At 39.2% G+C, this 25,058-nt stretch carries 24 protein-coding genes and 2 pseudogenes; 16 read left to right on the top strand and 10 right to left on the bottom strand.

Annotated features, from left to right (window positions below):
- Positions 1-3: 3 nt before the first annotated feature.
- From GSR62_RS08375 to GSR62_RS08340, 8 genes are all read left to right on the top strand, one after another.
- On the top strand, positions 4-804 hold the full coding sequence (locus GSR62_RS08375; protein WP_202879056.1) for an SMODS domain-containing nucleotidyltransferase: 801 nt from the start codon (positions 4-6) through the stop codon (positions 802-804).
- Positions 805-867: 63 nt separating this feature from the next.
- Entirely contained in the window at positions 868-1,737 is an 870-nt protein-coding gene (locus GSR62_RS08370; RefSeq protein WP_066023600.1) for a hypothetical protein, read from the top strand.
- Positions 1,738-2,466: 729 nt separating this feature from the next.
- A complete protein-coding gene (locus GSR62_RS08365) occupies positions 2,467-4,593 on the top strand; it encodes a DNA/RNA helicase domain-containing protein (RefSeq protein ID WP_066023599.1) in 2,127 nt (708 codons plus the stop codon).
- 227 nt (positions 4,594-4,820) lie between these two features.
- Complete coding sequence (locus GSR62_RS08360; RefSeq protein WP_136344411.1) at positions 4,821-5,240, top strand: (deoxy)nucleoside triphosphate pyrophosphohydrolase; 420 nt, start codon at positions 4,821-4,823, stop codon at positions 5,238-5,240.
- Positions 5,233-8,160 (top strand): DUF3427 domain-containing protein, encoded by a 2,928-nt coding sequence (locus GSR62_RS08355; protein WP_066023598.1) that lies wholly within the window; start codon positions 5,233-5,235, stop codon positions 8,158-8,160. Before GSR62_RS08360 ends, GSR62_RS08355 begins: the two co-directional genes overlap by 8 nt.
- Positions 8,161-8,228: 68 nt before the next feature.
- A complete protein-coding gene (locus tag GSR62_RS08350) occupies positions 8,229-9,929 on the top strand; it encodes an AIPR family protein (RefSeq protein WP_066023597.1) in 1,701 nt (566 codons plus the stop codon).
- A gap of 205 nt (positions 9,930-10,134) precedes the next feature.
- On the top strand, positions 10,135-10,548 hold the full coding sequence (locus tag GSR62_RS08345) for a hypothetical protein (protein WP_136363785.1): 414 nt from the start codon (positions 10,135-10,137) through the stop codon (positions 10,546-10,548).
- The gene (locus GSR62_RS08340; protein ID WP_083213882.1) at positions 10,538-11,290 is read left to right on the top strand and encodes a DUF6339 family protein; all 753 of its coding nucleotides are present in this window, start codon (positions 10,538-10,540) and stop codon (positions 11,288-11,290) included. The genes GSR62_RS08345 and GSR62_RS08340 overlap by 11 nt, the downstream gene beginning before the upstream one ends.
- A gap of 71 nt (positions 11,291-11,361) precedes the next feature.
- Here the strand turns inward: GSR62_RS08340 and GSR62_RS08335 are convergent, their stop codons facing one another.
- On the bottom strand, positions 11,362-11,772 hold the full coding sequence (locus GSR62_RS08335) for a hypothetical protein (RefSeq protein ID WP_066023595.1): 411 nt from the start codon (positions 11,770-11,772) through the stop codon (positions 11,362-11,364).
- Between the two features lie 491 nt (positions 11,773-12,263).
- Here GSR62_RS08335 and GSR62_RS08330 point away from each other — a divergent pair, with 491 nt between their 5' ends.
- The gene (locus GSR62_RS08330) at positions 12,264-12,809 is read left to right on the top strand and encodes a hypothetical protein (protein ID WP_010688313.1); all 546 of its coding nucleotides are present in this window, start codon (positions 12,264-12,266) and stop codon (positions 12,807-12,809) included.
- Positions 12,810-12,920: 111 nt separating this feature from the next.
- Here the strand turns inward: GSR62_RS08330 and GSR62_RS08325 are convergent, their stop codons facing one another.
- Together GSR62_RS08325 and GSR62_RS08320 are read right to left on the bottom strand one after the other, a co-directional pair.
- On the bottom strand, positions 12,921-13,451 hold the full coding sequence (locus GSR62_RS08325; protein WP_066023594.1) for a sunset domain-containing protein: 531 nt from the start codon (positions 13,449-13,451) through the stop codon (positions 12,921-12,923).
- Positions 13,452-13,599: 148 nt separating this feature from the next.
- Positions 13,600-14,271, bottom strand: a complete 672-nt coding sequence (locus GSR62_RS08320) for a sunset domain-containing protein (RefSeq protein ID WP_083213881.1) — start codon at positions 14,269-14,271, stop codon at positions 13,600-13,602.
- Between the two features lie 499 nt (positions 14,272-14,770).
- On the opposite strand from GSR62_RS08320, the gene GSR62_RS08315 reads away from it, so the two are divergent.
- Genes GSR62_RS08315 through GSR62_RS08305 form a run of 3 tightly spaced genes read left to right on the top strand, consistent with a single transcriptional unit; the run spans position 14,771 to position 15,938 of the window.
- The gene (locus GSR62_RS08315) at positions 14,771-15,307 is read left to right on the top strand and encodes a hypothetical protein (protein WP_066023593.1); all 537 of its coding nucleotides are present in this window, start codon (positions 14,771-14,773) and stop codon (positions 15,305-15,307) included.
- Complete coding sequence (locus GSR62_RS08310; RefSeq protein ID WP_010688308.1) at positions 15,280-15,537, top strand: hypothetical protein; 258 nt, start codon at positions 15,280-15,282, stop codon at positions 15,535-15,537. Before GSR62_RS08315 ends, GSR62_RS08310 begins: the two co-directional genes overlap by 28 nt.
- Positions 15,519-15,938, top strand: coding sequence for a protein-export chaperone SecB (locus GSR62_RS08305; RefSeq protein WP_161517664.1), 420 nt, complete (start codon positions 15,519-15,521; stop codon positions 15,936-15,938). Before GSR62_RS08310 ends, GSR62_RS08305 begins: the two co-directional genes overlap by 19 nt.
- Positions 15,939-15,975: 37 nt before the next feature.
- Here GSR62_RS08305 and GSR62_RS08300 read toward each other — a convergent pair whose 3' ends face one another.
- From GSR62_RS08300 to dhaK, 6 genes are all read right to left on the bottom strand, one after another.
- A complete protein-coding gene (locus GSR62_RS08300) occupies positions 15,976-17,550 on the bottom strand; it encodes a glycerol-3-phosphate dehydrogenase/oxidase (protein WP_066023592.1) in 1,575 nt (524 codons plus the stop codon).
- Positions 17,551-17,573: 23 nt separating this feature from the next.
- Positions 17,574-19,064 carry a glycerol kinase GlpK gene (glpK, locus tag GSR62_RS08295; RefSeq protein WP_066023591.1) on the bottom strand — a complete coding sequence of 497 codons (1,491 nt, stop codon included), beginning with the start codon at positions 19,062-19,064 and terminating at the stop codon, positions 17,574-17,576.
- 77 nt (positions 19,065-19,141) lie between these two features.
- A complete protein-coding gene (locus GSR62_RS08290) occupies positions 19,142-19,849 on the bottom strand; it encodes an MIP/aquaporin family protein (protein ID WP_010688304.1) in 708 nt (235 codons plus the stop codon).
- Between the two features lies 1 nt (position 19,850).
- A complete protein-coding gene (gene dhaM, locus GSR62_RS08285) occupies positions 19,851-20,228 on the bottom strand; it encodes a dihydroxyacetone kinase phosphoryl donor subunit DhaM (RefSeq protein WP_010688303.1) in 378 nt (125 codons plus the stop codon).
- Positions 20,225-20,815, bottom strand: a complete 591-nt coding sequence (gene dhaL, locus GSR62_RS08280) for a dihydroxyacetone kinase subunit DhaL (protein ID WP_066023590.1) — start codon at positions 20,813-20,815, stop codon at positions 20,225-20,227. The genes dhaM and dhaL overlap by 4 nt, the downstream gene beginning before the upstream one ends.
- Before the next feature lie 13 nt (positions 20,816-20,828).
- Positions 20,829-21,824 (bottom strand): dihydroxyacetone kinase subunit DhaK, encoded by a 996-nt coding sequence (gene dhaK / locus GSR62_RS08275; protein ID WP_066023589.1) that lies wholly within the window; start codon positions 21,822-21,824, stop codon positions 20,829-20,831.
- Between the two features lie 133 nt (positions 21,825-21,957).
- Here dhaK and GSR62_RS08270 point away from each other — a divergent pair, with 133 nt between their 5' ends.
- Positions 21,958-22,944 (top strand): dihydroxyacetone kinase subunit DhaK, encoded by a 987-nt coding sequence (locus GSR62_RS08270; RefSeq protein ID WP_066023588.1) that lies wholly within the window; start codon positions 21,958-21,960, stop codon positions 22,942-22,944.
- Here the strand turns inward: GSR62_RS08270 and dhaS are convergent.
- Positions 22,938-23,465 carry a dihydroxyacetone kinase transcriptional activator DhaS gene (dhaS, locus tag GSR62_RS08265; protein WP_005917826.1) on the bottom strand — a complete coding sequence of 176 codons (528 nt, stop codon included), beginning with the start codon at positions 23,463-23,465 and terminating at the stop codon, positions 22,938-22,940. The two genes, GSR62_RS08270 and dhaS, sit on opposite strands and share 7 nt — an antisense overlap.
- An 83-nt stretch (positions 23,466-23,548) precedes the next feature.
- On the opposite strand from dhaS, the pseudogene GSR62_RS09480 reads away from it, so the two are divergent.
- The 3 genes and pseudogenes from GSR62_RS09480 to GSR62_RS08250 form a co-directional block, all read left to right on the top strand.
- A pseudogene (locus tag GSR62_RS09480) lies at positions 23,549-23,644 on the top strand (metallophosphoesterase); the annotation flags it as partial.
- A 135-nt stretch (positions 23,645-23,779) separates the two neighbouring features.
- Positions 23,780-24,127 (top strand): annotated as a pseudogene (locus GSR62_RS08255) (MFS transporter); the annotation flags it as partial.
- Positions 24,114-24,986 (top strand): alpha/beta hydrolase, encoded by an 873-nt coding sequence (locus GSR62_RS08250; protein ID WP_066023587.1) that lies wholly within the window; start codon positions 24,114-24,116, stop codon positions 24,984-24,986. The pseudogene GSR62_RS08255 and the gene GSR62_RS08250, both read left to right, overlap by 14 nt.
- Positions 24,987-25,058 lie beyond the last annotated feature (72 nt).

Genomic DNA, 25,058 nt, shown 5'->3' with positions numbered 1-25,058 from the left:
CAAGTGGGAACTAGAGTAATAAGATATGATAATATTATCCCTAAAGATGAGAGGGATAATATTTCTAGTAGATATAGACAAATAACTAAGGCTGTCAATAGGGAGTTTTGGGGAACAGCAAGTGAAACTAGTAACAGTATTTATGTTGGTTCTTATGGTAGAAATACTGCAATAAGTACTAGCGATATAGATATTTTAGTATGTTTACCATTCTCTAAATTTGATAGTTATAATAGACTAACAGGTAATGGACAGTCTAAACTATTACAGGCTGTGAGACAAGCACTAAAAGTGAGCTATCCAAATAGTGATATAAGAGCAGATGGTCAAATAGTAAAGATAAATTTTTATGATGGTATATCATTTGAAATATTACCAGCTTTTAAGAATTTAGATGGAAGTTATACTCATGCAGATTCAAATATGGGAGGTAGATGGAGATCTACAAATCCAAAAGAAGAACAAAGTGCTATTCGTGAAAAGAATAATTTGAGTAATGGGTTATTAGTAGCTACTTGTCGACATATAAGATACGTTAGAGATAATTTCTATAAAAGTTATAAACTACCAGGAATTGTTATTGATAGCTTTGCATATTATGCTATAAGCGATTGGAAGTTTGTGAACTTTGGGGAAAAAGCTGCTGAACCAGGAACTTATGAAAAACGATTATTAAACTATTTTGAAGAAAATAGGTACTATTGGGAAAGGGTAGGATTATACGCCCCAGGAAGTAATGAATATATTGATGTAGCAAATAGTATGGAAAGCTTAGAAAAAGTGCTTAGATATATGAATGGATAAGGTAGCATATTACTGATGAGATAAAGGTAAAGCAGTGAGTGAAAAAAATGTGGGAACATATAAATGTTAATTGATTTAAAAAACAACTATTATGAAGCAATTAAGATGTTGACAGGATTGAAAGATGATGAACTAGGTAGAATATTTAAATTTAGTAACAAAAATCTGTCCTACGATTTAGACATAGATGAAGTGCAGGTTCAAGAAATACTAAAGAACCGTGATGCGTTAGATATATTATTAAATAGTGATATCTTGGGGTATCATTATACAACCGCAGATTTTGAAGAATTAAATAAATATGGATTACAAAATTTACGTGGTGTCTTGAATCGCGACTCGGAGTTAAAGCTGTTTTTGAAAGAAAATGGAATAGTTATAGAACTAGATGAACAGTATATACAATGTGGCACAGAGAGACTAGTTTTTAGTGGCGAATGTAGTAATACTAATGAAGGAGTACTTGTTAATAGATTTAGTGATGATTATAAAATTTGTATTTTTGCTAGCGAGGAAGAAGAGGGAATATATAGATATAATAGGCGTATAAGTGAAGCTCCTGAAATTATCTCTACAATAGAGCGAGTATGGTCAGAAAAATGTATTGGTTTAGTGGAGAGATGGAAAAATGATGATAAGCATGAGCTAAAACGGATAACAGTCAAAATTCCAGTGAAAGAAACGAATCTGATTAATACTCCTGAAGATACCTTGGATAAACTACTCCATATAGCATTAGATAACTACAGGAAGTGTAATATGAATTCACAAGTTATAGCAGAAATTAATAGAGATGTGATTGGTAGGGAAGAAATAGAAGATATTGTTAGTTTCAGCTCATTGGAAGATGAGGAAAAGAAGAAAAACTATGAACTATCTAGAAATTATATTAAAGCTAGGGAAGAGTTACTAGGAATTGACGGAGAAGAGTAAAAGATACAAGAGTTTGTATAAAATTAGGAGATGTAGGTCAAGATATAAGTATTTATTTCAATAATAGAATTTTAGGTGTTATGCACTCACTGATACTATATGTTTTGTAAATGATTTAATGCTAACGGTTATCTTATGGGTATATACTTCGTATAAATTTTTAATTAAGGCTCTTTGTCAATCACTGAAAGAGTAAATATTTTTAGAGAAGCTCTGTGAGAATAGCTTAGGCTGTTTTCACAGAGCTTCTTGTATCTTTACCAAGATATGTCTGAAGATAGATCCAAGCTTTGAGATGTTCAAAATTACGACAACCATAGGCTTTCGGTAGAAATGTGGGAAGTATTTTTTTATGAAAATATAATCAATTAGTAAAAAATTGTTGACTTCTAAAGTCACAACAGCTCCGGCTTGGTAGCAGCATTCGAGTAGTACCTTTCGATCTTCTGGTTGAATAATTATATTTTTTAATATTTGATTTTTTAAGTTGTAAATAGCTGTACCTAGCTCTAATTACCAAGAAGTTTGGTTAATTCAGTCGATTATCCCGAGTTTTTTCTTTAATATCTAACATTTTTAAGATAAAATAATTATAGGACATAAATGTCACACTCCTTTATTGATTATTTGTGGTGAATTAATTGGATAACAGGAGGGCATCTGATGTCCTTTTTTTGCGCAAAAATTTAAAAATGTACATTTAGATAAACAGGGGATGGAGGGCTTGAAGTGGCAACGTACACCGTAACAGAAGGAAATAGAATTGAAATAAATTTTAATGGTATTATTCCGGATGAAGCTACAAGAGATAAGATGAAAAGTGTTAAATTCAGATGGGATCCGGGGCGAGGACTATGGCATGGGCTGTATAATGTTGAAACATTGGCTATTGCAAAAGAAGTATGTGGTATTGAACCAGTAAAAGATTTTAGCGCGAGTAAATTTTTAAAAGGTTATGCTTTAAAGCTAAAGATAAGAGATATTATATCTGCTGATCAGAGACAATTGGAAATATGGGTGAAAATGCTTAAAGATCATGTTAATGATGTGATGAGTGAGGATAACTCATCACGCACAGGTAATTCTGTAAGCCCAAGTCAGGAATCTGTATGGATGGATTGCTTTAAATTTATCGCATGTACACTGTCAGATTTGAATATGGCTGCTAAAGAATTTGAACTAGTCTTTGAATATAGTCTCCCAGGAACAGTCCATGAAAGGCCAGATGTATTCTTACTTACTGATAAAAAGGTAATTTCTTTAGAATTCAAACGAAAACCTGCTCCTCAGGTTGATGACAATAAAGATGATGTAGCTCAGGCTATTAGATATAAAGAATGGCTTATGAATCATCATAGAGTAACAATAGATAAAAATTTAGAAGTTAAAAGCTATCTCGTGTGTACGCATAGAGATGCTCAGCCTGGCGAATTGAGAGGAATAAATATTCTTACAGCTGATAATTTTTGCAGTACTATAGAGCAGGAACTTAATGGAGAACGCTCATGCCAATTTATTGAAGAATGGCTTTCCTCTTCTAAGACTGAAATGCCCGATATGCTTAAGGCGATTGAAATAATGTATCGTGAAGGAAGAATTCCGTATATTTCAGATGTCAATAAAAATTGTCTTAAGAAGGTACTTTGGTATATCAGTGGTGCAAGCAAGAAAAATAAAAAATTACTTATTTTGATAAATGGTGTTCCCGGTGCTGGAAAGACTGCAGTTGCTCAGAGCGTGGTATATGAAGCAAATAAGAATGGAAAAGCTAATGCGGTCTATCTTTCTGGAAATGGCCCACTTATAGAAGTTCTTCAATATCAAATTAATCAGGTTGGAAATAATAGACATATGGGGGAGAATGCAATACAAGGTATGAAAGAATTTAAAGCGACCTTTTTTTCTCCTAAAGTAGCAGTCCCTGAGCAATCTATTCTTATTTTTGATGAGGCACAAAGAGCATGGGACGCTGAAAAACTTAAAAGAGGATTCACTGAACCAGAAGGTCTATTTGATATTGGGGAAAGAATTTATAGTAGGAGAGGCTATACGGTACTGATTGGTTTATATGGCAATGGACAGGTAATTTATACTGGAGAAGAAGCAGGGCTGTCATTATGGGAAGATGCGCTTAATAAACATGGCGATTGGATTGTACTAGCTTCTAAAGATTTAGCTGATAAGATTCAGGTAACTGGGGAAAGAAAGGTTGTTGATAATGATCTGTTTCTTCCAACATCTCTGAGAGCGGATTTTATTGATTGTAGTAAATGGGTAGAGGAGGCTATTTGCTATACTCACACTAATTTATCAAAAGCTAAATCAGAATTTAAAAAATTACAAAAAACATCAATGAGAATTTGTGTGACTCGTGATTTCTCTAAGATTCAGGAGCGAGCAGCAGATATTGATAAAGATCATCCAGAATGGAAGTATGGAATGTTGGTATCTAACTTTGCTGAGCAAAATATCATTAGTAAAGCGCTCCCGGGCTGGAATATTGGTTTTAACGGATCGAATGCTGTTTCTATGAGAGAGTATGGTCCTTGGTTTAGTGGTGGTTGTAAAGAGTTAACTAAGGTATGTTCAGTATATGGAAATCAGGGATTGGAGCTTGATTGTCCGATTGTTGTATTTAGTGGTGATTATATCCGATATGGTAATAAGTGGATGACCAGAGGATATCAACGTAATAAGCAACAAGGAAAATACAAAGATATAGATACTATTGTTGAAAATAACTATAGAGTTCTACTAACTAGAGCACGTAAAGAAATGATTATATTTATCCCAAGAGATGAAATACTTGATGAAACATATCAATACTTCATTGATATGGGAATGGATGAATTGTAGTTGAATAATTTTATAGAAACTCGATGAAGCTGGCTTAGGCCAGTTTTCATGGAGTTTCTTGTTTTTACTAAGAGGTAGATCGATGTTTTCGATGCTCGAAATTGAGATAAACATAGGTGCTTGGCATAGATAAATGAAATTTGGCAAAGTCAAGGTATATGTATTATATTTATACTAGAGTTAAGAGTATTTATGTGCATATAGAAAGTGATTTTGAGGTGTAGAAAGTGCCAATAAAACATATCAAAGTAGTCGGTGCAGCGATCATCGATGATAATAAAGTTCTAACAACCAAACGCAGCTCAGATCGAGTACTGGGTGATTTGTGGGAATTTCCAGGTGGAAAGATTGAACCTGGCGAAACACCACAACAAGCTTTAAAACGTGAGCTGGAAGAAGAGTTTAAGGATGAAATTTTAGTCGGGCCACAAGTTACTGAAACTGTAAAATATGAATATGAATTCGGTGTCGTTGAATTAACAGTATTCTATGCCAAATTGCTAACAAACAACTTTGATTTGGTAGCTCATAGTGAAGTTAAGTGGCATACAGTTGATGAGTTGTCGCAACTTAATTGGGCCCCGGCCGATATCCCGGTTGAAAAAGCAATCGAAAAAGTTGATTTAAGGAGTATTAGTTTTGAATAGTCATTTGATCGATAATATTTCCAATACTGTACTTAATAATTTTGTGGATCGGGATAAATACTCTGCGGTCGGTGGTTTATCGGCGTCATTGGTTGCCAATGAATCAGCCAACACTAATGTTTATCGAATCTTGAAAAATGAATTGCAAACATGTGATGATTTCATTTTTGCAGTGGCGTTTATCACTAAGGCTGGTTTATCCCAGTTTTTATCCGTTTTTCAAGATTTAGACAAACGTGGCGTACGTGGTAGAATCCTTACCTCAACTTATTTGTGGTTCAATCAACCAGATGTTTTTAAAATGTTAACCAATATTCCTAATATCGATGTTAGGATCTATACGGGTAAAGATCAAAAAACTGCTGAACCACTGCCATTCCATGCTAAGGGATACATGTTTTCCCACGAAAATGGCTATAATTCCGCAATTATCGGTAGTTCTAATCTCACAAGCAATGCAATCATGAAGAACTATGAATGGAACTTACGAGTTACTTCATTGGATAATGCAGAGATTACCAAAAATATCAGCAAACAAATTGAAGCCGAGTGGGACCGAGGAGTCGAGCTCACAGATACTTGGATTGAAGAATACACCGAGCTATATAAAAAGAATCATCCAAAATTGATCGCAGCCGCTGATGTAGCCGAAAGTACAGAAGTTTATCAAACTGATAGCAAAATTGTACCTAACAAGATGCAAAAAGCTGCTTTAGATCAGTTAACTGAATTGCGTCAAAGTGGTAAACAAAAAGGATTGATTATTTCTGCAACGGGGACAGGGAAGACTTATCTTGGTGCATTTGATGTACGGAGTTTTAAGCCTAAACGTTTTCTGCTTGTTGCCCATCGTGAGCAAATCTTGCAAAAATCATTAGAAAGTTTCTATAAAGTAATTGGTGGTAATCGCAATGATTATGGAATTTATAGTGGCAATAATCGTGAAGGCTTAGACAAGAAATATGTTTTTGCTACAGTTCAGACACTTTCCAAGCCAGAAAATCTAGCACTATTTGCCAAAGATAGTTTTGACTATATTCTATTTGACGAAGCACATCACTTGGGTGCTTCGATGCATCAACGGATTTTTGAATATTTTACGCCAAAATTTTGCTTAGGGATGACTGCGACCCCAGAACGAACAGATAATTTTAATGTTTACAAATTATTTAATTATGATATTGCCTATGAGATTCGGCTGCAAGACGCTCTAGAAGAGAATATGCTCTGCCCATTCCACTACTATGGAGTTGAGGATTACGAATTAAATGGTGAGACAATTGACGATACTACCTCACTACAACGGCTAGTCAGTGAAGAACGTGCAGATTATATTGTTAGACAGACTAAGTATTATGGATATTCAGGCGACAAATTGCATGGATTGGTATTTTGTAGTCGTAAAGATGAAGCTAAAGGTATTGCTGAATTATTGAGTAAACGCGGTTACAAGTCCATTGCTTTAACCGGTGAAGATGGCATTGCTAGACGTGATGAAGTTGTCAGCCAACTTGAAGCTGGCGTGATTGATTATATTGTGACTGTGGATATCTTTAACGAAGGTATCGATATTCCTTGTGTTAATCAGGTTGTTATGTTGCGTAATACCGAATCGAGCATTGTTTTTGTGCAACAATTAGGTCGTGGCTTGCGTAAATTCAAAGATAAGGAATACGTGACGATTATTGATTTTATTGGAAATTATAAAAATAACTATCTGATTCCAATCGCTTTGACTGGCGATAAATCTCACAGCAAGGATAGCGCGCGTGATTCTGTAGATCTTGAACCGATCTTTGGAACTTCAGTGATTAATTTCACTAAGATTGCTAAAGAGCGCATTTATAAATCAATTAGCCAGTCAAATTTAACCTTGAAGAAAAAGTTGCATGATGAGTATATGAATGTGAAAAATAAGCTTGGTCGTGTACCTTTAATGTGCGATTTGCAGCGTGACTCAATTGATCAAAGTGTTATTGCAAGTAAGTATAAGCAATATAATGCTTTCTTGCTAGCAATGGATGAAGAAGAATTTGTTTTAACGCCTTTCCAAGAACAAGTGCTTTCTTTTGTAACGGTTGAGTTGAGTAATGGTTTACGTAAACATGAATTATTACTGCTAAATTCCCTTCTTCAAGGTGAATTGACTGATGAACAATATGTTCAGATTTTAAAAGAAGCAGGTTGTTATATAAATGACGCAGTACTGGGATCGGTTGATCGAATTTTATCGTTAGCATTTTTTGATGATAAATCGAAGCCTAATAAAGTGAGCTATGGTGACACAGAGATTACTGAACATCATGCAGGTAGTTATCGGTTTAATGATAAAATCAAGGCAGAATTAGAGAACAATGATTTTAAGATATTGTTTGAAGATGCTATTAAAACGGGGCTACTTAAAGCAGAACAATATGATGCAAGTCAGCCATTTACCATTGGCTGTCGTTATGAACGAAAAGATGCTTGTCGTTTGCTAAACTTCAACAAGTGTGTTCCAGGTCAAAACATTGGCGGATATTTTATTGATAAAGATCACGATACGTGTCCAATTTTTATCACATATCATAAGAGTGAAAACATTAGCGAAACTATTCAATACGGTGATTATTTCAAGAATCCAAGTGTGATGCACATGTATTCAAAGAATAAGCGGCGGATTGAGGGAGCTGAGATTCAAAAACTTTACCGTGGTGTTGAAGAAGGCAAGCCAGCATTGGACATGCACATGTTTGTTAAAAAGTCTGATGATGAAGGGACCTCATTTATCTATTTAGGGCCATGTGAAATTATTAAGGATTCAATGCAGCAAGAGTTCTCTAAACGCCAGGATGGCAAAGAGGATCCGATTGTTTCAATGGATCTGAAATTAGCTGTCCCAGTTGATGCGGATAGATACTATATGTTGACAGAAAAATAGTAGGCATCATTATATAATTTTCGGGTATAATAATATACGTCTATTAAATTATGAAATGGAAACATATAATGCCTATTACAAAGTATCAAGTTTATTATCGAAAATTGAAAGATATATTGAATAGTATAAAGGATAGGGAAGGGTATCCTAATGACTCCTTAGCCTTTGCACACTGGTTTTTGAAGCATCAGGTTGGATTAGATGATCAACAAATTGGTGAAGTTATAATTGATGGGAATGGTGATTATGGAATAGATGCTGTATATTTGAATGATAAGAAATTGCATGTATATCAATTTAAGTTTCCAACAGAAAAAAATATCAATAAGGAAATAGAGCAAGGTGATATACTGAAAACATTTAATGGCTTTGATGCATTGGTTGATAACAAATATAAATCTGGTAAAGCTAATAAAAGTTTTATTGCAATGAAAGAGTATCTGCGTGACGAAGAAGTATATGAATTTAACATAAATTTTGTTAGTTATAATAAAGGAATAAAATCAAATGCAAATGTAGAAGTATTAAGGAACAGAAGTTCTCAATATGAAGATGATTACGATTTTAGATATAAACTTTATGATAGAGATACTATACTAAATATTTTTGAAAAATCTCAAAAAAATACTTCTGTAGATGTGAAACTAACATATAAAAATATGGCGAATTCTTATGCAGGAGAAAATATTGAATCCAGCGTAGGTGTTGTTAACGCGGCAAAACTTGTAGAGTCTGTCAAAGATGAATTGTCTGTTGTTTTTGATGAAAATATTCGATTATATGAAAGTGATTCAAAAGTGAATGAAGGAATCTATAAAACTGCTAGTGGAAATGATACATCGGGAATGTTTTATTATTACAACAATGGAATAACATTTATCTGTGACGATTATAAGAATAGTCCCAATAATAACACGTTATTTATGAAAGGGGCCTCTATTGTTAATGGGTGTCAAACGGTGACGACTTTGGCACGAGCATATGATGACTCTAGGTTAAGAGATGATGCAGATCTTTTAGTAAGAGTAATAAAGATAAAAAAATATAGCGAACGAGCCAAAATAACAAAATATTTAAATTCGCAGACACAAATTAAAGAAAGCTATTTTATAGCAAATCATCCAATTGTGAGAGATCTACAGGAAGATTTATTGAAAGATAATTATTATCTTGAACGACAAACTAATGAACTATCTCATAAACAGAAATACGATTCTGAATATTTAAAGGGGAAAGAATTACAAGTATTAAAATTGTCAGATGTAATTCAACGTTATACAGGATATTATGTTGATAAATACGCTCATATTGCCAAGAGTGGTAAGGGAGCATTATTTGAAAATGATAATATTGAAGAAATATTAGGGGAGATTAATGCTGCAAAGGTAATCAAGTCGCTTGAAACATATGAAACGATTTCAGGTGTAATTACGTCGTACAGGCGTATGCGAAGAAATAGTGAAAAAAATGATTTTTTACATTATCTAGGTGTAAAAAAAGAAGAATTTATATTTAATGAGTATTTATTCGTTAATACAACGGATATTCTATTACTAAATACGGTTCATAAGTTATCTGAATTAGATGAAGAGGCGGAAATAAATACGTTGATTAAGGTTGGGATTTTAATAATTCGAGATGTAATAAAAAGTAATGATGGCTATAAACAGACCCCACCTGCTACTTTAATGAAGAGAAAAGCAGTGTATGAATCTGTAAGAAAATATATAGAAGAGAACCAAGTATCATTAAAAAAATTGATTCAGTAGGCATTTAGTAAGTAGAGATGACGAGCCTAGGACTTGGCATAAATGAGCAGAGGTTAACAGCCTCTGCTCATTTTTTGTGGCTCTTTGTCAACCACTGTGTAAAGAGTAAAATTTTTAGAGAAGCTCTGTGAGAATAGCTTAAGCTGTCTTTCCTGATTTAGAAAAAGGAGATCCTTTAGCAGTTAGCTTTACAGTTGATATCATATTGTCTGAAGTGGAAAGTTTTAAAAAACTCTCATCTATCATAAAGGTAGCTAAGTCTAAGGATAGCAAGCAGTTAGAACTGAATATGGATAGCCATGTTGTATATGTCTATTTACCAGAAAAGCAGTATAAAGCTTATGTGCAATCGACTAATTATCCTGAAATAGCTTTAAGTATGGTTATTTTTCCTGCTGTGATCGAACTGTTGAATAGGGTAGCTAGTTCTGGTTTGTCTGAGCTAGAGGATTACAAGTGGTATCAAGTGTTAGACCGAAAAGTTGAACTTTTAGGACATAGTATCGATGAGTTAAAAGATCAACGTATTTCAGCGATCGTATTAGCACAGTTGATCTTAGATGATCTACTTGAGCGTTCATTTGAAGAAGTGGGGGAATTATTTAAAAATGAGGATTAAGTTATTTACGGAAGAATTTATTGAAGCTTTCGGCAGAGATATAGATGATGAATATGAAAAATTATATCGGACAGGCGACAAACAGGCATTACTTGAGATATTTGAAAAAGCGCCGACATACGAAGCTGACATCCCATTTGATTTCCATGAATTAACAACACCGAATGACTATATCAATAATACAAAGCTCATATATGGATCATTACGTGAACTGACTCCTGCTCAAGCTTCTAAAGAAAATTTATGGTTTACTTTAGCCAACACAGTTTACCTAGATTATACACTAAAGCTATTATCAAGTAATGATCGCACAAAGGTAAAAAATGCGTTACTTTTGAAGACTAAGCGTGAACAATTGATCCAATGTATTTCCAAATATTGGTGGTTAGGCTATCTACTGTATGATGAAAAAAGCGATGACCCGTATGAATTAATGGAATTTTTCTGTGCAGAGAATGCATTAGGAAAAGCTGTAGGGTTCTTTTCCAGTAAGCTAACTTCAAACAAAGAGGTCATGCTTGGAATAGTAAAGGGTATCAGAGATAGACAAGATGTTATCAAAAATCAGAGCTGGAGTTATGGTTTTATAAATGGACATTTTAATGCTGTTGGTGGTGTCAAGATCTTAGATATGATGACTCAAGAAGAGGTATATCAGGAAACACTAGCATTTATTGATGAGATCGTAGCTGATCCTTCAATGATACCACCAACACAGCGAAACAAAATTTTGCGAAGATAGTTTTTATGATAGTAAATACAATTAAGGGCGAATATATCCATATAGTGGTAGCTATCCGTCCTATTTGTGCTCTATATAAAAGGATGATTCCCGTAAATGATGCCACGCAACGCATTTGCATTGAGATCTTTGGTGAGAAGCCACCATCTTGGCATCATTATGGTGACTGGTTCAAATTCACAGGCTTTGATGTGTTGCATGACATTGACGCGAAGTGAAACAAAAAATGAATTTGGGACCGTCTTCTGTTTTTTAGCAATACTATCTAGCGTGGGTGGAACTGGTCTTCGAAGCTCTCGCCACTTCTTATCTACGTGATATTCAAGGATGGCTGAAGCATAGGAAAGTGATTCTGCTAGATCCATTTTTTCAGTTCGGATGACTAGTTTTTGAATGTCTAAAACAAAAAAATCATAGCCTTCCTTGTCATTAGCGACTGCAAAAGCTGGAAAATGGAGCACGACCTTAGGTTTTAGTGCCATATATATTTCCCCCTTTTATTTTATATTTAAGTAAATAGATTTACTTGGGACTTCACTGTAGCACTTTTAGTAAGTAAAAGGGGGATAATTAGTAATTTGTTATAATTTCTAGACTTTAGATACAATAATGTGTTTAAGTTAATGCGAAATTTAGGTCGTATGACATGATCACGTTACTAAAGAGATAGAAAGTAAATTAGTTGATGGATTTCAGAAAAGAACGAAAAGCTACTTATGCTGCAGCTAGTAGCGGCATTCGTGCTGTTATTGCCACGTATTTTAATTTTCCGATATGGTTACTCATACTTCCAGTTTTGGGTGCGACTTATTTAAGTGCATGTTTGCTAAAATAGTTTATGTGTTAAGGCTGTCTTTCATGGATGGCGTATTTTTGTAGTGTTAAAATTATACAACGATAACTATTGGATGATAAAATATAGATATAAAACAATAATTTTTTAGGTATTATATTTGCTCTAGGAGGTGCCTTCATGAATGGATGGAAAGAAGTATTAAGTATTTTTGCAGTGACGATTAGTGTTGGATTGCTCATTGGGATGCTACTTTTGATCAATTCAACTAAAAAGATCGACAAGAGCCAACAAGAGATCCGCCAAGAAAAAGTGACGCAAGCCCAATCGGAACGAAGCAGTGAGTCTAGATCAAAGGCATCAAGCACCACAGTAGAAGTGCCAGAAGCTGAGACGACTTATGATACGACCGAAGAAGTAGCGCCTGCCGTAGAGAATACAGGTGAATATGAGATTGTTGGTGATCCGATCGACTATACCGATGCGCCAGGTCCCCAAGCGCCAGCGTGGTACTATGAGTGTGATGCCAAAAACCATCGGACGCAGTATATTGAGCGTATTCAATCAGACAAATCAACGGATGAAAGACCAGTCTATTGTGGTTCATTTATCTGTCATACAGACCATTTTTATCAAGATTTTGAGAATTTATTCTATATCTCCCCAGAAAAAGAAGCATATATTTCTTCACTGCAAGAATCTTATCGGCAAAGTAGTAGCGATTAAGGTTGTCCCATTTTTGAGAGGCAATTGGACAAACCTGTGTTACCCATACAACATATGTATGATATTAAATAAGGTCTACAGAAAATCTCGTTTTCTGTAGACCTTATAATTTTATCTCAATGAACGACGATAACCAGCTGCTTGCGCCTCGGCATCAGTGTTGAAATAGACCGCATTTTCTGAGTTCATACGGTAGCCCCGTTGCCCGGGAACATGATAGATCATGCTTCGAGAATTACCGACGATCGTTCCTTGTGCATTAGCATCAGCGGTGTTCATATCGCCATTGTTGACCGGTGCATTCCCAGCTTGGCTATTGTTGTCGTTATTGTTAGCTTGTGCTTGTTCAGCTTGAGCCTGAGCAGCGGCACTTTCACTAGCTCGACTTGCTTCTTCTTGCGCGATACGTTCACTTTCGGCTTCCTCACTCTCGGATTCGGCAATATTTTCTGACTCTTCACGTTCACTTTCAGCTTCTTCGCTAGCAGCCTTTTCGCTTTCTTCTTTAGCAATGCTTTCTGAACGTGCTTCAGCTTCTGAACTATCTTCGCTACCACTAGAGCAAGCTGTCAAAAATGAAAATGATAGAAAAATAATTGCGATAACACTCAATAAAGAGTGCTTTTTAGACGTTTTCTCCATAATGACATACCCCTTAGATTTATTTTTAAATATAATTTAATTTCACTAAAATGGTAGGGGTTTCACAAAAGGAGATCGCTGTATAAAACCGCTAATTTAGTGTGATCGTACTAAAAAAGAGCACGCTAGAAAAACGTGCTCTTATCGGCTATCTGTAGGCTTTACGGTAACCAGCTGCTTGGGCTTCAGCTTCGGTGTTGAAATAGACCGCATTGGATGAATTCATACGGTAGCCTCGTTGGCCCGGAACGTGATAGATTATGCTATTGGCATTGCCCACGATCACACCTTGTGCATTGGCATCTGCGGTATTCATGTCACCGTTATTGACTGGGTGACCGCCTCCATTTGAGGCAGCAGGCTCTACAGTAGAGCTTTGATCAGCTGCAGTTTGTGCAGCAGCGACGCTTTCTGACTCAGCTTGTGCCTGTACTTTAGCACTTTCGCTAGCTCGACTGGCTTCTTCTTTTGCTACGCGTTCACTTTCTGCTCGGGCTAAACTTTCTGATGAAGCTTGTGCTTGAGCAATGCTTTCGGATGCTGCTTTGTTACTTTCAGCTTCTTCACTGGTTTTCTTTTCACTAGCAGCTTTTTTCTCTCTCGCTTTGCGTTTAGATTCAGCTTTAGCAGACGAGGCGATACTTTCGGAACGCTTTTTAGCTTCATCTGCTTTCTTTTTGGAACTCAAACTAGCCTGTGCTTCTGAACTATCAGCTTCTGTTTTAGTGGTTGGCGCAAAGGCTCCACATAAGATAAAGGCTAACACCGCAACGATGATGCTAGCTTTAGCGTGGCGTTTTTTTTTGGCTTGAATTTCCAAAAATAAATACTACTGATGAGAGCGCATAAAAAGATAAATGCAAATAAACTACTCACTATCAAAACTCATTTATATGAAAAATAATAAAGCTTAATTTTATATTAAATCGTACGCAATACGCAACCACTTGCAAGCAGTGGGCGTAGATCTTGTCTATTTGTTGTACTACAACAGTCGTGTCTTAAGTGGACAACAAAAAAGAATACAGCAGGAAGAGTCTTTTTTTCGCCGAAAAATCCATATCTAAAAGCAAGTGAGTGGGGCTGGCTGATCGATGCTTTGCCAAAGGGTCGATCTGAGGATGGAGTAGAAATCTGGGGAGCGCCTACGCAAAGAATCACTTTATTGGTACCAAGACTGGATAAAACGGCAAAAATAAAATTTGCGCAACGCACCAATTCTAAAAAAAGTTTTGGTGCTTTTTGCGTATTTTATAAATAGAGCGTTCAAATCATTGACAAGCTAAAAACTTATGCATATTATAAGGGGAATCAAACGGATGCCTAATATGAAAATACCGCTATTTCACTGCAATCTTACGCCGATCGTAGCCGAACTTTTAGCGCTAAGATCGGTTGTAAGTAACCATCCAATGGACATCTATTGGGAAGGTGATGGGATGTATTTTTGGGATAATTTTGGTAATACTCGTTACTGGCAAATGCAAAAAGCTGGCCCAACTCAGATCGTCGAATGTAGTGTGAAATTTGATTACGAAAAAGATCTACTAGATCTGACAGACCTTGAGCAAGAACGCGTATTGGCATTTAGTAGTTATTTAGCAGGCTTTTCCGAAACGACACCCGTAGGAATAAAAATCGATTATCTTTGTCAAAAAGCCAAGTTAAAAGTTGTTCGGGGATTTGGTAGATATGACAAGACACCCCAAACAACCGCTTTCCATGACAAATATGGAAATTTGAGTAATCGGATCAAAGTCATTTATTGTAGTAAACCAGGGTATAATGAGCTATTACAAAGTGCAAGAATAGCAAGGGAGGAAGATCTATGGTCAAGTCAGTACGTGAGCGTTTAGATGAGCTAGCACGCCGATTAGAAGAAGATCCTGAGTTTCAAAAAGAATTTAGTACAGGATTTGTTCAATATGCTAATCAACGTCATGTTCGTCATGTTTATGGTATGGGACCATTAGTTGTCAGTGAGATCCATACTAATCAAGGACCTGAGAGAACTGACTATCTTGAAAGTGGTGAATGTGGTCAAGGAGTAGTACGGGGGTGGCAACAATGGAAGCTAAAAATGTAGAGTTTCAAAAGTATCAGATCCATAAATTGGTATTTCAGCGCCAAGAAAAGGCCGAGATATTAGTTGCAGATAAGGGGAAAAATCTCGAAGTTAGCAGTATGATTAAAACAACGCCTGATAATAAAAATGCTCGGGTTGAATTGACGACCGTGTATCACGGAAAACGTGAAGAACTTTATTTAGAATTATGGGGGTATTTTACGCTTACGACCAAGCTCGAACGTAATGAGATCACCGATTATTTAGGCTTAAATGGGGTAGCGCTGTTATTGCCGTATGCTCGAAGTATTATCTCCATGGTCTCAGTTTTGGATGGTAAAGATGCGCTTTTGATGCCAACGGTCGATGTACTAGGCTTGCTAAAAAGTACCGAGACATTTGAAAATAATCAAAAAACGTAACTTCACGCTAGCTCAGCGAAGTTACGTCAAAAGGAGGTTATTGTAAAATATAGCCGTCAGCGAGTTGGCAGAACTCGTTGACTTGTTTTTCTTCCCAAGCTTGATCTTTACCGAGCTCAGTTGCCATGATGTGAGCTACTTTAGGCGCCATTTCCTTTGCGACCCGAGCATCAAGATACAGGGCGCGGATCCGACGCGCTAACACATCGTCTAGCGTTTGTGCCATCTCTTCGCGCACTGCCCAGACTACTTGGGCTCCGGTAAATTCGTATTTAGGATGAAGTGGTAAGGCAAGTTCAGGCTCTTCTTGTAGGCGTAAGATGGCTGCTTGGTCACTTCCGTAAACATAGCGCCAATCTTTGCGTTCGGCTTCGGTCGTCTGTTTAGCACCGTGGATCTTTAACTCACGAGTCACACAATCTTTTGGTGGGAGTTCGGCTACCTTGATGGCTAGATCAACTGTTTCTTCGGCCATTTGACGGTAAGTCGTCCATTTACCACCAGTGATCGTGATCAGCCCCGACTCATTTGAAAAGAGTTTGTGGCTTCGTGAGATCTCTTTAGTCTTATCGCCGTCACCATCTTTTGGTGCAGCTAATGGACGTAAGCCAGCATAAGCAGCCAAGACATCAGCCCGAGTTGGTTTGCGTTCGAGATATTCACCGGCTGTTTCAAGGATAAAATCGATCTCTTCATCCAGTGGCCGTGGCTCTAAGGTGAATTCTTTTAGTGGCGTGTCCGTTGTGCCTAAGATGACTTTATTATGCCATGGCACACAGAACAAGACCCGTCCATCAGAAGTTTTCGGGACCATGATCGCATCATTGCCCCCTAAAAATGATCCATCGACGATCAAGTGAACACCTTGCGAAGGTCGTACGGTAGCTTGATGATCTTTGGTATCCATCTCAAGGATCTGGTCAACAAAGATCCCGGTTGCATTGATGACAGCTTTACCACGTAGACTGAACTCTTCGCCGGTAAATTCATCTTTTACGGTGACACCAGCTACTTTAGCGAATTTCTTTTGGACCGAAGTCACTTTGACGTAATTGACCAAAGTTGCCCCGTATTCAGTCGCAGTCTGCATGAGATTGACAGCTAGTCGTGAATCGTCGAATTGACCATCATAGTACATCACACCACCGACCAATTTATTATGCTTGATCTGTGGGATCGCATCGATGACCTTTGCCTTGGAATATATCTTAGAGCGACCGATATTTAATTTACCGGCTAGGGCATCGTAGACTTTCATTCCAACACTGTAAAATGGCTGTTCCCACAACTTGTAGTTGGCGATGATGAATTTTTGGTTCTTGACCAAATGAGGTGCATTTCGTGCTAAGCGTCCCCGTTCATGTAAGGCTTCCCGCACTAAGCGGACATCACCTTGGGCTAAATAGCGTACCCCACCGTGGACGAGTTTGGTCGAACGGCTTGAGGTCGATTTAGCAAAGTCGCTTTGTTCTAATAAGACGGTCTTGTAACCACGTGAGGCTGCGTCGACAGCGACACCTAAGCCAGTTGCACCCCCACCGATAACGATCACGTCCCAGCCATCAGGATTGTTTTTTAGATATTCAATATTTTTTTGTCGTGAAATAGGCATCAAATCACTCCAATCTAATTGGATTATTCAAAGTAACGTGTTGCAGCGACTGCTTTTTGCCAACCGCCGTACAATTTATTGCGTCGTTTGTCATCCATTTGGACTTCAAACCGTTTGCCATCTTTGATAACTGCTTTGATCTCATCAAAGTCTTGCCAGTACCCCACGGCTAAACCAGCAAGGAAAGCTGCACCAAGAGCGGTCGTTTCCAAGTCACCTGCACGTTGGACTGGGGTATTTAAGATATCTGCTTGGAATTGCATCAAGTAGTCGTTGTTAGCGGCGCCCCCATCGACTTTGAGCACTGGAATATCGATCCCCGTATCTTCTTCCATTGCACCGAGGATATCGCGGACTTGGTAGGCGATGCCTTGTAAAGTTGCTTTGATGAAATCTTTTTCGGTCGTCCCCCGGGTTAAACCAAAGACCGCGCCCCGGGCATCTTGGTCCCAGTAAGGTGCACCTAGTCCAACGAAAGCAGGCACTACGTAAACTTCATCTTCATTTTTGGAAGCAAGTGCGGCAGCTTCTGATTGACTGGCTTTTTCGATGAGTTTTAGACCATCGCGCAACCATTGGATCGATGAACCGGCAACAAAGACCGAGCCTTCAAGCGCATAGTTGATCTCACCGTTGATCCCATAACCGATCGTGGTCAACAGGTTATTTTTAGATAATTGTGGCTTGTTGCCGGTGTTCATCACGATAAATGAGCCAGTGCCATAGGTGTTTTTGACCATGCCAGGTTCAAATGCCATTTGGCCAAAGAGGGCGGCTTGTTGGTCACCAGCCATTCCGGCGATCGGAACTTTAGAACCGAAGAAATGATAAGTTTTAGTCAAGCCGTAGATCTCTGAGTTAGAAACGACTTTAGGTAACATTTCCCGGGGAATATTCAAAATATCCAAGATTTCTTGGTCCCATTCTAAGGTGTTGATATTAAAGAGCATCGTCCGACTGGCATTGGAGTAGTCGGTCACATGAACTTTACCGTCAGTTAATTTATAGACTAACCAGCTATCGATCGTCCCAAAGAGCAATTCGCCTTTTTCAGCGCGCTCTTGAGCTCCGGGAACATGATCGAGGATCCAGCGTATCTTGGTCGCTGAGAAGTAAGAGTCGATGATCAAGCCGGTCTTTTCATGAAAGAGATCTGAGTAGCCTTGTTCTTTCAGCTCATCGGCGATCTGAGCTGATTGGCGCGATTGCCAAACGATCGCATGGTAGATCGGTAGACCGGTTTCTTTATTCCAAACGACCGTAGTCTCACGTTGGTTGGTGATTCCGATCCCAGCGATCTGTTCTGGTTTGACCCCTGATTCGATAAAGGCACCTGCGATCACCGATTGGACGGAATTCCAGATCTCGTGTGCATCGTGTTCGACCCAACCAGCTTCAGGGAAATACTGGGTGAATTCTTTTTGACTGGTTCCAATGTGGTTACCTGCTTTATCGAAGATGATCGCCCGTGAGCTGGTAGTTCCTTGATCGATCGCCATAATATATTTTTCCATGTGGTCATCCTCCTTATTTGTAAACACTTTCTTTGATGAGTGTATCGTGCACAATTAATAAAAGTCAATTACTTAGCTTAACCGTTGATCCAAACGTGGACAAAGCTTGCCAAGATCCCACCGCAAAGTGGTCCAACGATCGGTACCCAAGCATAGCCCCAGTTAGCATTAGCTTTATGGGGAACGGGTAGGATGCTGTAAGCCAGACGTGGCATCAGGTCACGGGCTGGATTCAAGGCAAAGCCAGTCGTTCCACCTAGACTTTGACCAACGACCATGATCAAAAGACCAACGATCAGCGGTTTAAGTCCAGTGGTGAAATTTCCCAGGTTAAGCAAGATCAAGATAAAGAAGAAAGTTGCGATGCATTCGTTCAAGACGTTAAAGAATGGGCGATCGATCGCAGGACCGGTGGCAAAGATGCCGACTGAGTTACCATCTTTGTTTGGGGTAGCTTGGAATTGAGGATAATAGTATAAAATAACGAGTGCTGCGCCGGCAAAGGCCCCGAGACCTTGACCTAAAAGATAAGGTAAGACCTCATTCCAAGAAAAGAGACCAGCACTAGCAAAACCTAGTGTTACAGCGGGATTTAAGTGTCCTTGCGAGCCCATTTGACCAGCGGCATAGACGCCAAAGGTCACCGCCATGCCCCAAGCAAGCGTGATAAACATCCAGTTTTGGCCCCGAGCATAATTATCTTTTAAATTAACACCGGCACCACAGCCGACCCCTAAGAGGATCAAGATCATGGTTCCGAAAAATTCACCTAAAAAGCCTGACATATTATCCATCTCCTTTTATTTGTAATAGTTCTAGTTGTTTTTCGATCTCGGGCAAGTCAACCCCAGCTTGGAGTAGGGAAGCTGCAACATAAGCCCCTTCGATCAAAGCTGTATCGTACAAGTGGACTGGCTTTGTGCTAAATTCGCCTGCCATTTCGAGATTCATCTTAGCACTACCAAGATCATAAAAGGCTAAGATCTCACTAGCTGAATTGTCTTCTAAAGCTGCGGTGATCTTATCAAGACTAGTACCGATCTCATGGTCATCGGTACCGCCAGCAAAAGTGATCGCAATATCGGGTGCAACTTGTTGGAGCAACTTAGGTACACCTTGGGCGATCTGTTCAACGTGTGAGACGATCAAGATCCCATAACTCATTTAAGCTCGCCCTCCGTTTCTAATAGTGCTTCAAAAAGGTAACCACTTGAAACTGCTCCGGGATCGAGGTGGCCCACTGAGCGTTCTCCTAAATAAGAAGCCCGACCGCGTTTAGCAACGAGTTCTTTAGTTGCTTCGACTGCTTGAGCAATCTTTTCAGATGTTAGTTGCCCAGCTGCGTATTCGGGCACAACGACTTCCCAAACATCGACCATTGTTTTGTCACCAAGCTCAGCCCCACCACGTTGCTTGATGCCTAAGACCACAGCTTCCAAGAGTTCACTGAGTTCAGCCGTTGTATTGCTCTTTTTGGCCATTTCTAAAAAGGCAGTTCCATACAAAGGTCCAGCAGCCCCACCAACTTTACTGATCAAAGACATTGCGACTAATTTGAGTCCAGTGGTCAGATCGGCTGGATTTTTGGTCGCAAGTGCTTCAGTCACCGCACGCATGCCTCGAGCCATATTATTGCCGTGGTCGCCATCGCCGATCGGGGTATCTAAGTCGCTGAGATAAGCTTTCTTAGCGGCGATCTTAGCTTCAAAATCATTCATCCAGGTAGTCAAAGTTTCAACTGTTAGTTCCATATCAAATTCCTCCTTACCAAGCGATCGTATCGACTTGATAGTTTAAATATTCGAGCCATTTTTCATCGGCCAATTCGAGGACGGTCAATGAGATCCCTGCCATTTCGAGCGAAGTCATATAGTTGCCAACTTTGCTGAAAACAGGGGTGATATCTTTTGCTTTGAGCCAGTTAAAGACATCATTGCTGAAAATGTATTGTTCCATCAAAGGTGTTGCGCCCATACCGTTGATGAGCACAGCGTATTTTTTAGTAGCGTCAAACTGTAGAGCTTCGTCGAGTTTTGTGAGCATTTCTGCGACTAGCTCTTTAGAAGGGTGGAGTTTTTCACGGCGATAACCAGGTTCACTGTGGATACCGACTCCATATTCGATCTCGTCATCGGCTAATTCAAAGCCTGGTTTGCCAACTTCAGGAACAGTTGCGGCACTCAAAGCCACCCCTAAAGTCTTGAGATGTGGCATGACTTCTTTAGCGAGGGCTTCGATCTCAGCTAGGTTCGCTCCTTGATCAGCAGCCGCTCCTAAGATCTTATGCATCAAAACTGTCCCTGCGACACCGCGTTTGCCTTGGGTGTAAAGACTATTTTCGACTGCGATATCATCATCGACAACGATCGAGCTGACTTTGATGTCGTCTAATTCGGCCATGTCTTTTGCCATCTCAAAATTCATCACATCACCCGAGTAGTTTTTGATGATCAAAAAGACACCAGCACCAGTATCACTTGCTTTGATCGCTTCATAGATCTGATCAGGTGTCGGTGAGGTGAAGACTTGGCCACAGACAGCGGCACTCAACATACCGTCACCAACAAAACCAGCATGAGCCGGCTCATGGCCACTACCGCCTCCACTGACGAGCCCAACTTTTCCCTGCATGGAAGCACGATCGGCCCGTACAACAGCTGTCGTTTCTGGCAGTTGCGTTAGGTAGGTCGGATAAGCTGAGACTAGGCCGGCGACCATCTCAGATACGACATTGCTTGGATCATTCATGATCTTTTTCATGTTATCATCTATCCTTTCTTTTATTGACAGCTCTATTATATAATGTAAGCGTAAACATCGTAACGGACAGATTTTACGTTGTGTCCGACAAAGGTTTTGGGGATGCGCTAGAATTAAGGGGCGAGGTGATGAGATGGAATTACTGAATTCAAAGGGGCAGATCATAGATGACCTTAGACGTGGGGTACAGCTCGTTGCGCCTGATCTAAAACTTGTTTCCCAGACGACAGGTTTTATCGCTAAGAGCTTTGCCGATAAGACAGTTCCCGTGATCGCTTTAGGTGGGGCTGGGCATGAGCCGGCTGATTGGGGCTATGTAGGTGAGGGGATGCTGTGTGCTTCAGTCACAGGGATGCTGTTTAGCCCGCCAAGTGTAGCGGAGATCATTCGTGTAACTAAACAAGTGACTAAGCAAAAACAAGCCTTCTTTATTGTCAAAAATTTTCCAGCTGATGTAGAAAATTTCACTCAAGCTAGTGTGTGTTTGCAAAAAGAAGGCTGGCAAGTGGCCAGTTGTGTTGTTAATGATGATATTTCAGTTGATAGTGAGTTATTAGAAAAAGAACGCCGTGGGTTAGCCGGGGCTGTTTTAGTTGCTAAGATCTTGGGCTATTTGGCGCAACAAGGGGCGAATTTATCCCAGTTAAAGCAAACCTCAGAGCAGCTCGTGGCTAATTTGACGACACTGGGGGTCGCTTTTTATGGGTCCGAATTTCGGGTGACTTTGAAAAAGGAATTTTCCCTAAAAAAAGATGAGATTTATTATGGTGTCGGGATCCATGGAGAACCCGGGTATCGCAAGGAACGACTGCGCGCTTCAGAATTGATCGCGCGTGAATTGGTCAATAAGTTGCGGTTGAATCAGCGCTGGTATCCGCAAGAGCGCTATGCTGTTTTGATCAATGGACTAGGAAAGCTGACCGAGCTTGAAAAATTGATCTTTACCGCTGATGTGGTCGAATTGTTGCAAGTAGAAGGAATAGACTTACCCTTTATCAAGGTGGGCGATCTCTTCACTGCCAACGGGCTCGCGGGAGTTTCAGTCACATTGTTGAAATTACACGAGCCTTGGCTAGAAGCGCTTGAAGCCCCCGTCAAGACATACGCGTGGCATCAATAGTTACCAAAAGCAAATTCGATCGCATTACAAACTTTTTGGGCGAGTTCATCGTATTCTTTTGGTTCAGGCAAAAAGAGATTATTGGTCATCGTGTAGGTCAGACCTAGACAATAAGTCTCCACAAAATCATAGGCTTGACGATTTTTGATCAGGCCTTTTTTGCGTAGGATGTGTAATAAGAGGATCTGGATATGCCACGCGATCTCCCGGACGACATCGACTTCGACCTGATTTTTAAGGACGCTTTTGTAAAATTTGGCATTTTCTTGTAGCTCAAAAAAGACTAGCGAAATGATCTCTTGCCACGGGAGATAATCGAGATTACTATCGATGATATCTTCCATTGTTGCTTGGATAGTCCAAGATAATAGGTCGTATTTATCGTCAAAGTTATCGTAAAATGACTGGCGCCGGATCTGGGCTTGGTGCATGATCTGTGCCACACTGACATGTTTGAAGCCCTTTTGCATGACATCTTGTCTAAATATTTGCGAAATCTTTTTTTGAGTGATATATGACATGATAAGCCCTTTCATTTTGAATATCTAAACTAATTGTAACGTTTGCCTTTAAAGTTGTCACACGATAGCTCTGCGCGCCAGCAACTAAGCTTTATGTCAACACTGGGATCGGAATGACACGGATCTCGGCTAGGTTTGGGGTCATTCCTGAAATAACTGTATTTTATTGTTATGTATAAGTATTTAGCATTCAGTTGAGAGTTAGCTGGATGCATTTTTATAAATATAGTGATAAAAATCACAAGCGTAAGCGCTAACACGAAGGTGAATGTTGTGCTAAATTAAAGCTGTTAAAACGTTATAACAGTAAGGTTATTTGTTTGACCACGTATTTTTTCAGCAGCGATAAAACGGTGATCGTGATCGATCTTTTGCTCATGGGGACTTTGATCTATGCACCTTTAACGCTGGTCGGGTTGATGGTCAATGAAGTCGTACCGAAGTTTGCTGTAGGCTCTTCGACGGGTTTTATGGGCTTTTTCTAATATATTTTTGGCGAAACGCTTGCCACTGCTTTGATCGGGATCTTGGTCGCAAAATACGGTTGGATCGCTAGCAACACGGTCTTATATGTTGCCGCTGGCCTAGCTGTGTTATTATTGGTGTATATCATGATCCATGACAAAAACTCGAAAAGGGCGAAGCATAATGAAACTATTTAGACAGATCATCGTTGTTAGCATTTGTATCTGGGGCTTGCTCAGTTTTAGTGAGCCAGTCCATGCAAGTGGCTCTAAGACTGAGACGGTGACCTATAAGATCCGCTATCAAGGTAAAACTTATTCTAAAAAGGCTTTAGTCTATGTACCAGCTAATTATGATAAACAAAAGCAGTACGATGTGTTGTATTTCTTGCATGGTTCGGGGGATTCAGCAACTGGTTTTTATGAAAACAGTCACTACAAGCAGGTGTTAGATAAATTAGCTAAGCAAGGTAAGTTGCAGAATACTTTGGTCGTCTTTCCGACATTTTATCCGAGCCAAGCTTTTGTCACGGGCGATTATCAAAAAGATGATAAATTGAGTCGCTTTTTTGCGCGAACTGAACTGATGGGGGCCTTAGTACCTAAAGTTGAAGCTAAATATAGCACATATGCTAAAAGTACTACCAAAAAAGAACTCCAGCAAACACGGGCACACCGGGCGATCGGTGGCTTTTCGATGGGTGCGATCACGAGTTGGTATGTTTTTGAAGAACAACTGCCATACTTTAAGACATTTGTTACCCTAGGTGGGGATAGTTGGGTCATCCAAGAAGATGGTGGTGGTACAGCAACCAAGCAGACCGCCAAAAAATTGGCCCAAACACCTAAGAAATACCCTGATCTGGATTTTAAGATCTTAGCCGGAGCGGGCAGTCGTGATCCCGCAGCTGAGCTTTTGCAAAAGCAGATCAAGGAAATGAAAAAGTATCGCGGTTTTAATGATACAGACCTTAAATACTATGAGTTACCGGGAGCACATCATACGTTAGAAGTAACGGTCACGCTGTTTGAGCATTATGCAAAACAGATATTTTAGGTGAACACTATGAAAGATAACTTTGACCAACGCATCAAAGCTCGGCAAGCATTAGTTCTGGTGGGAACTTTG

The sequence above is a fragment of the Ligilactobacillus animalis genome, from assembly GCF_009933595.1.
Lineage (GTDB): Bacteria > Bacillota > Bacilli > Lactobacillales > Lactobacillaceae > Ligilactobacillus > Ligilactobacillus animalis.
The sequence above is the reverse complement of the archived record's forward strand: the minus strand, read 5'-3'. Positions and strand labels throughout refer to the sequence as shown.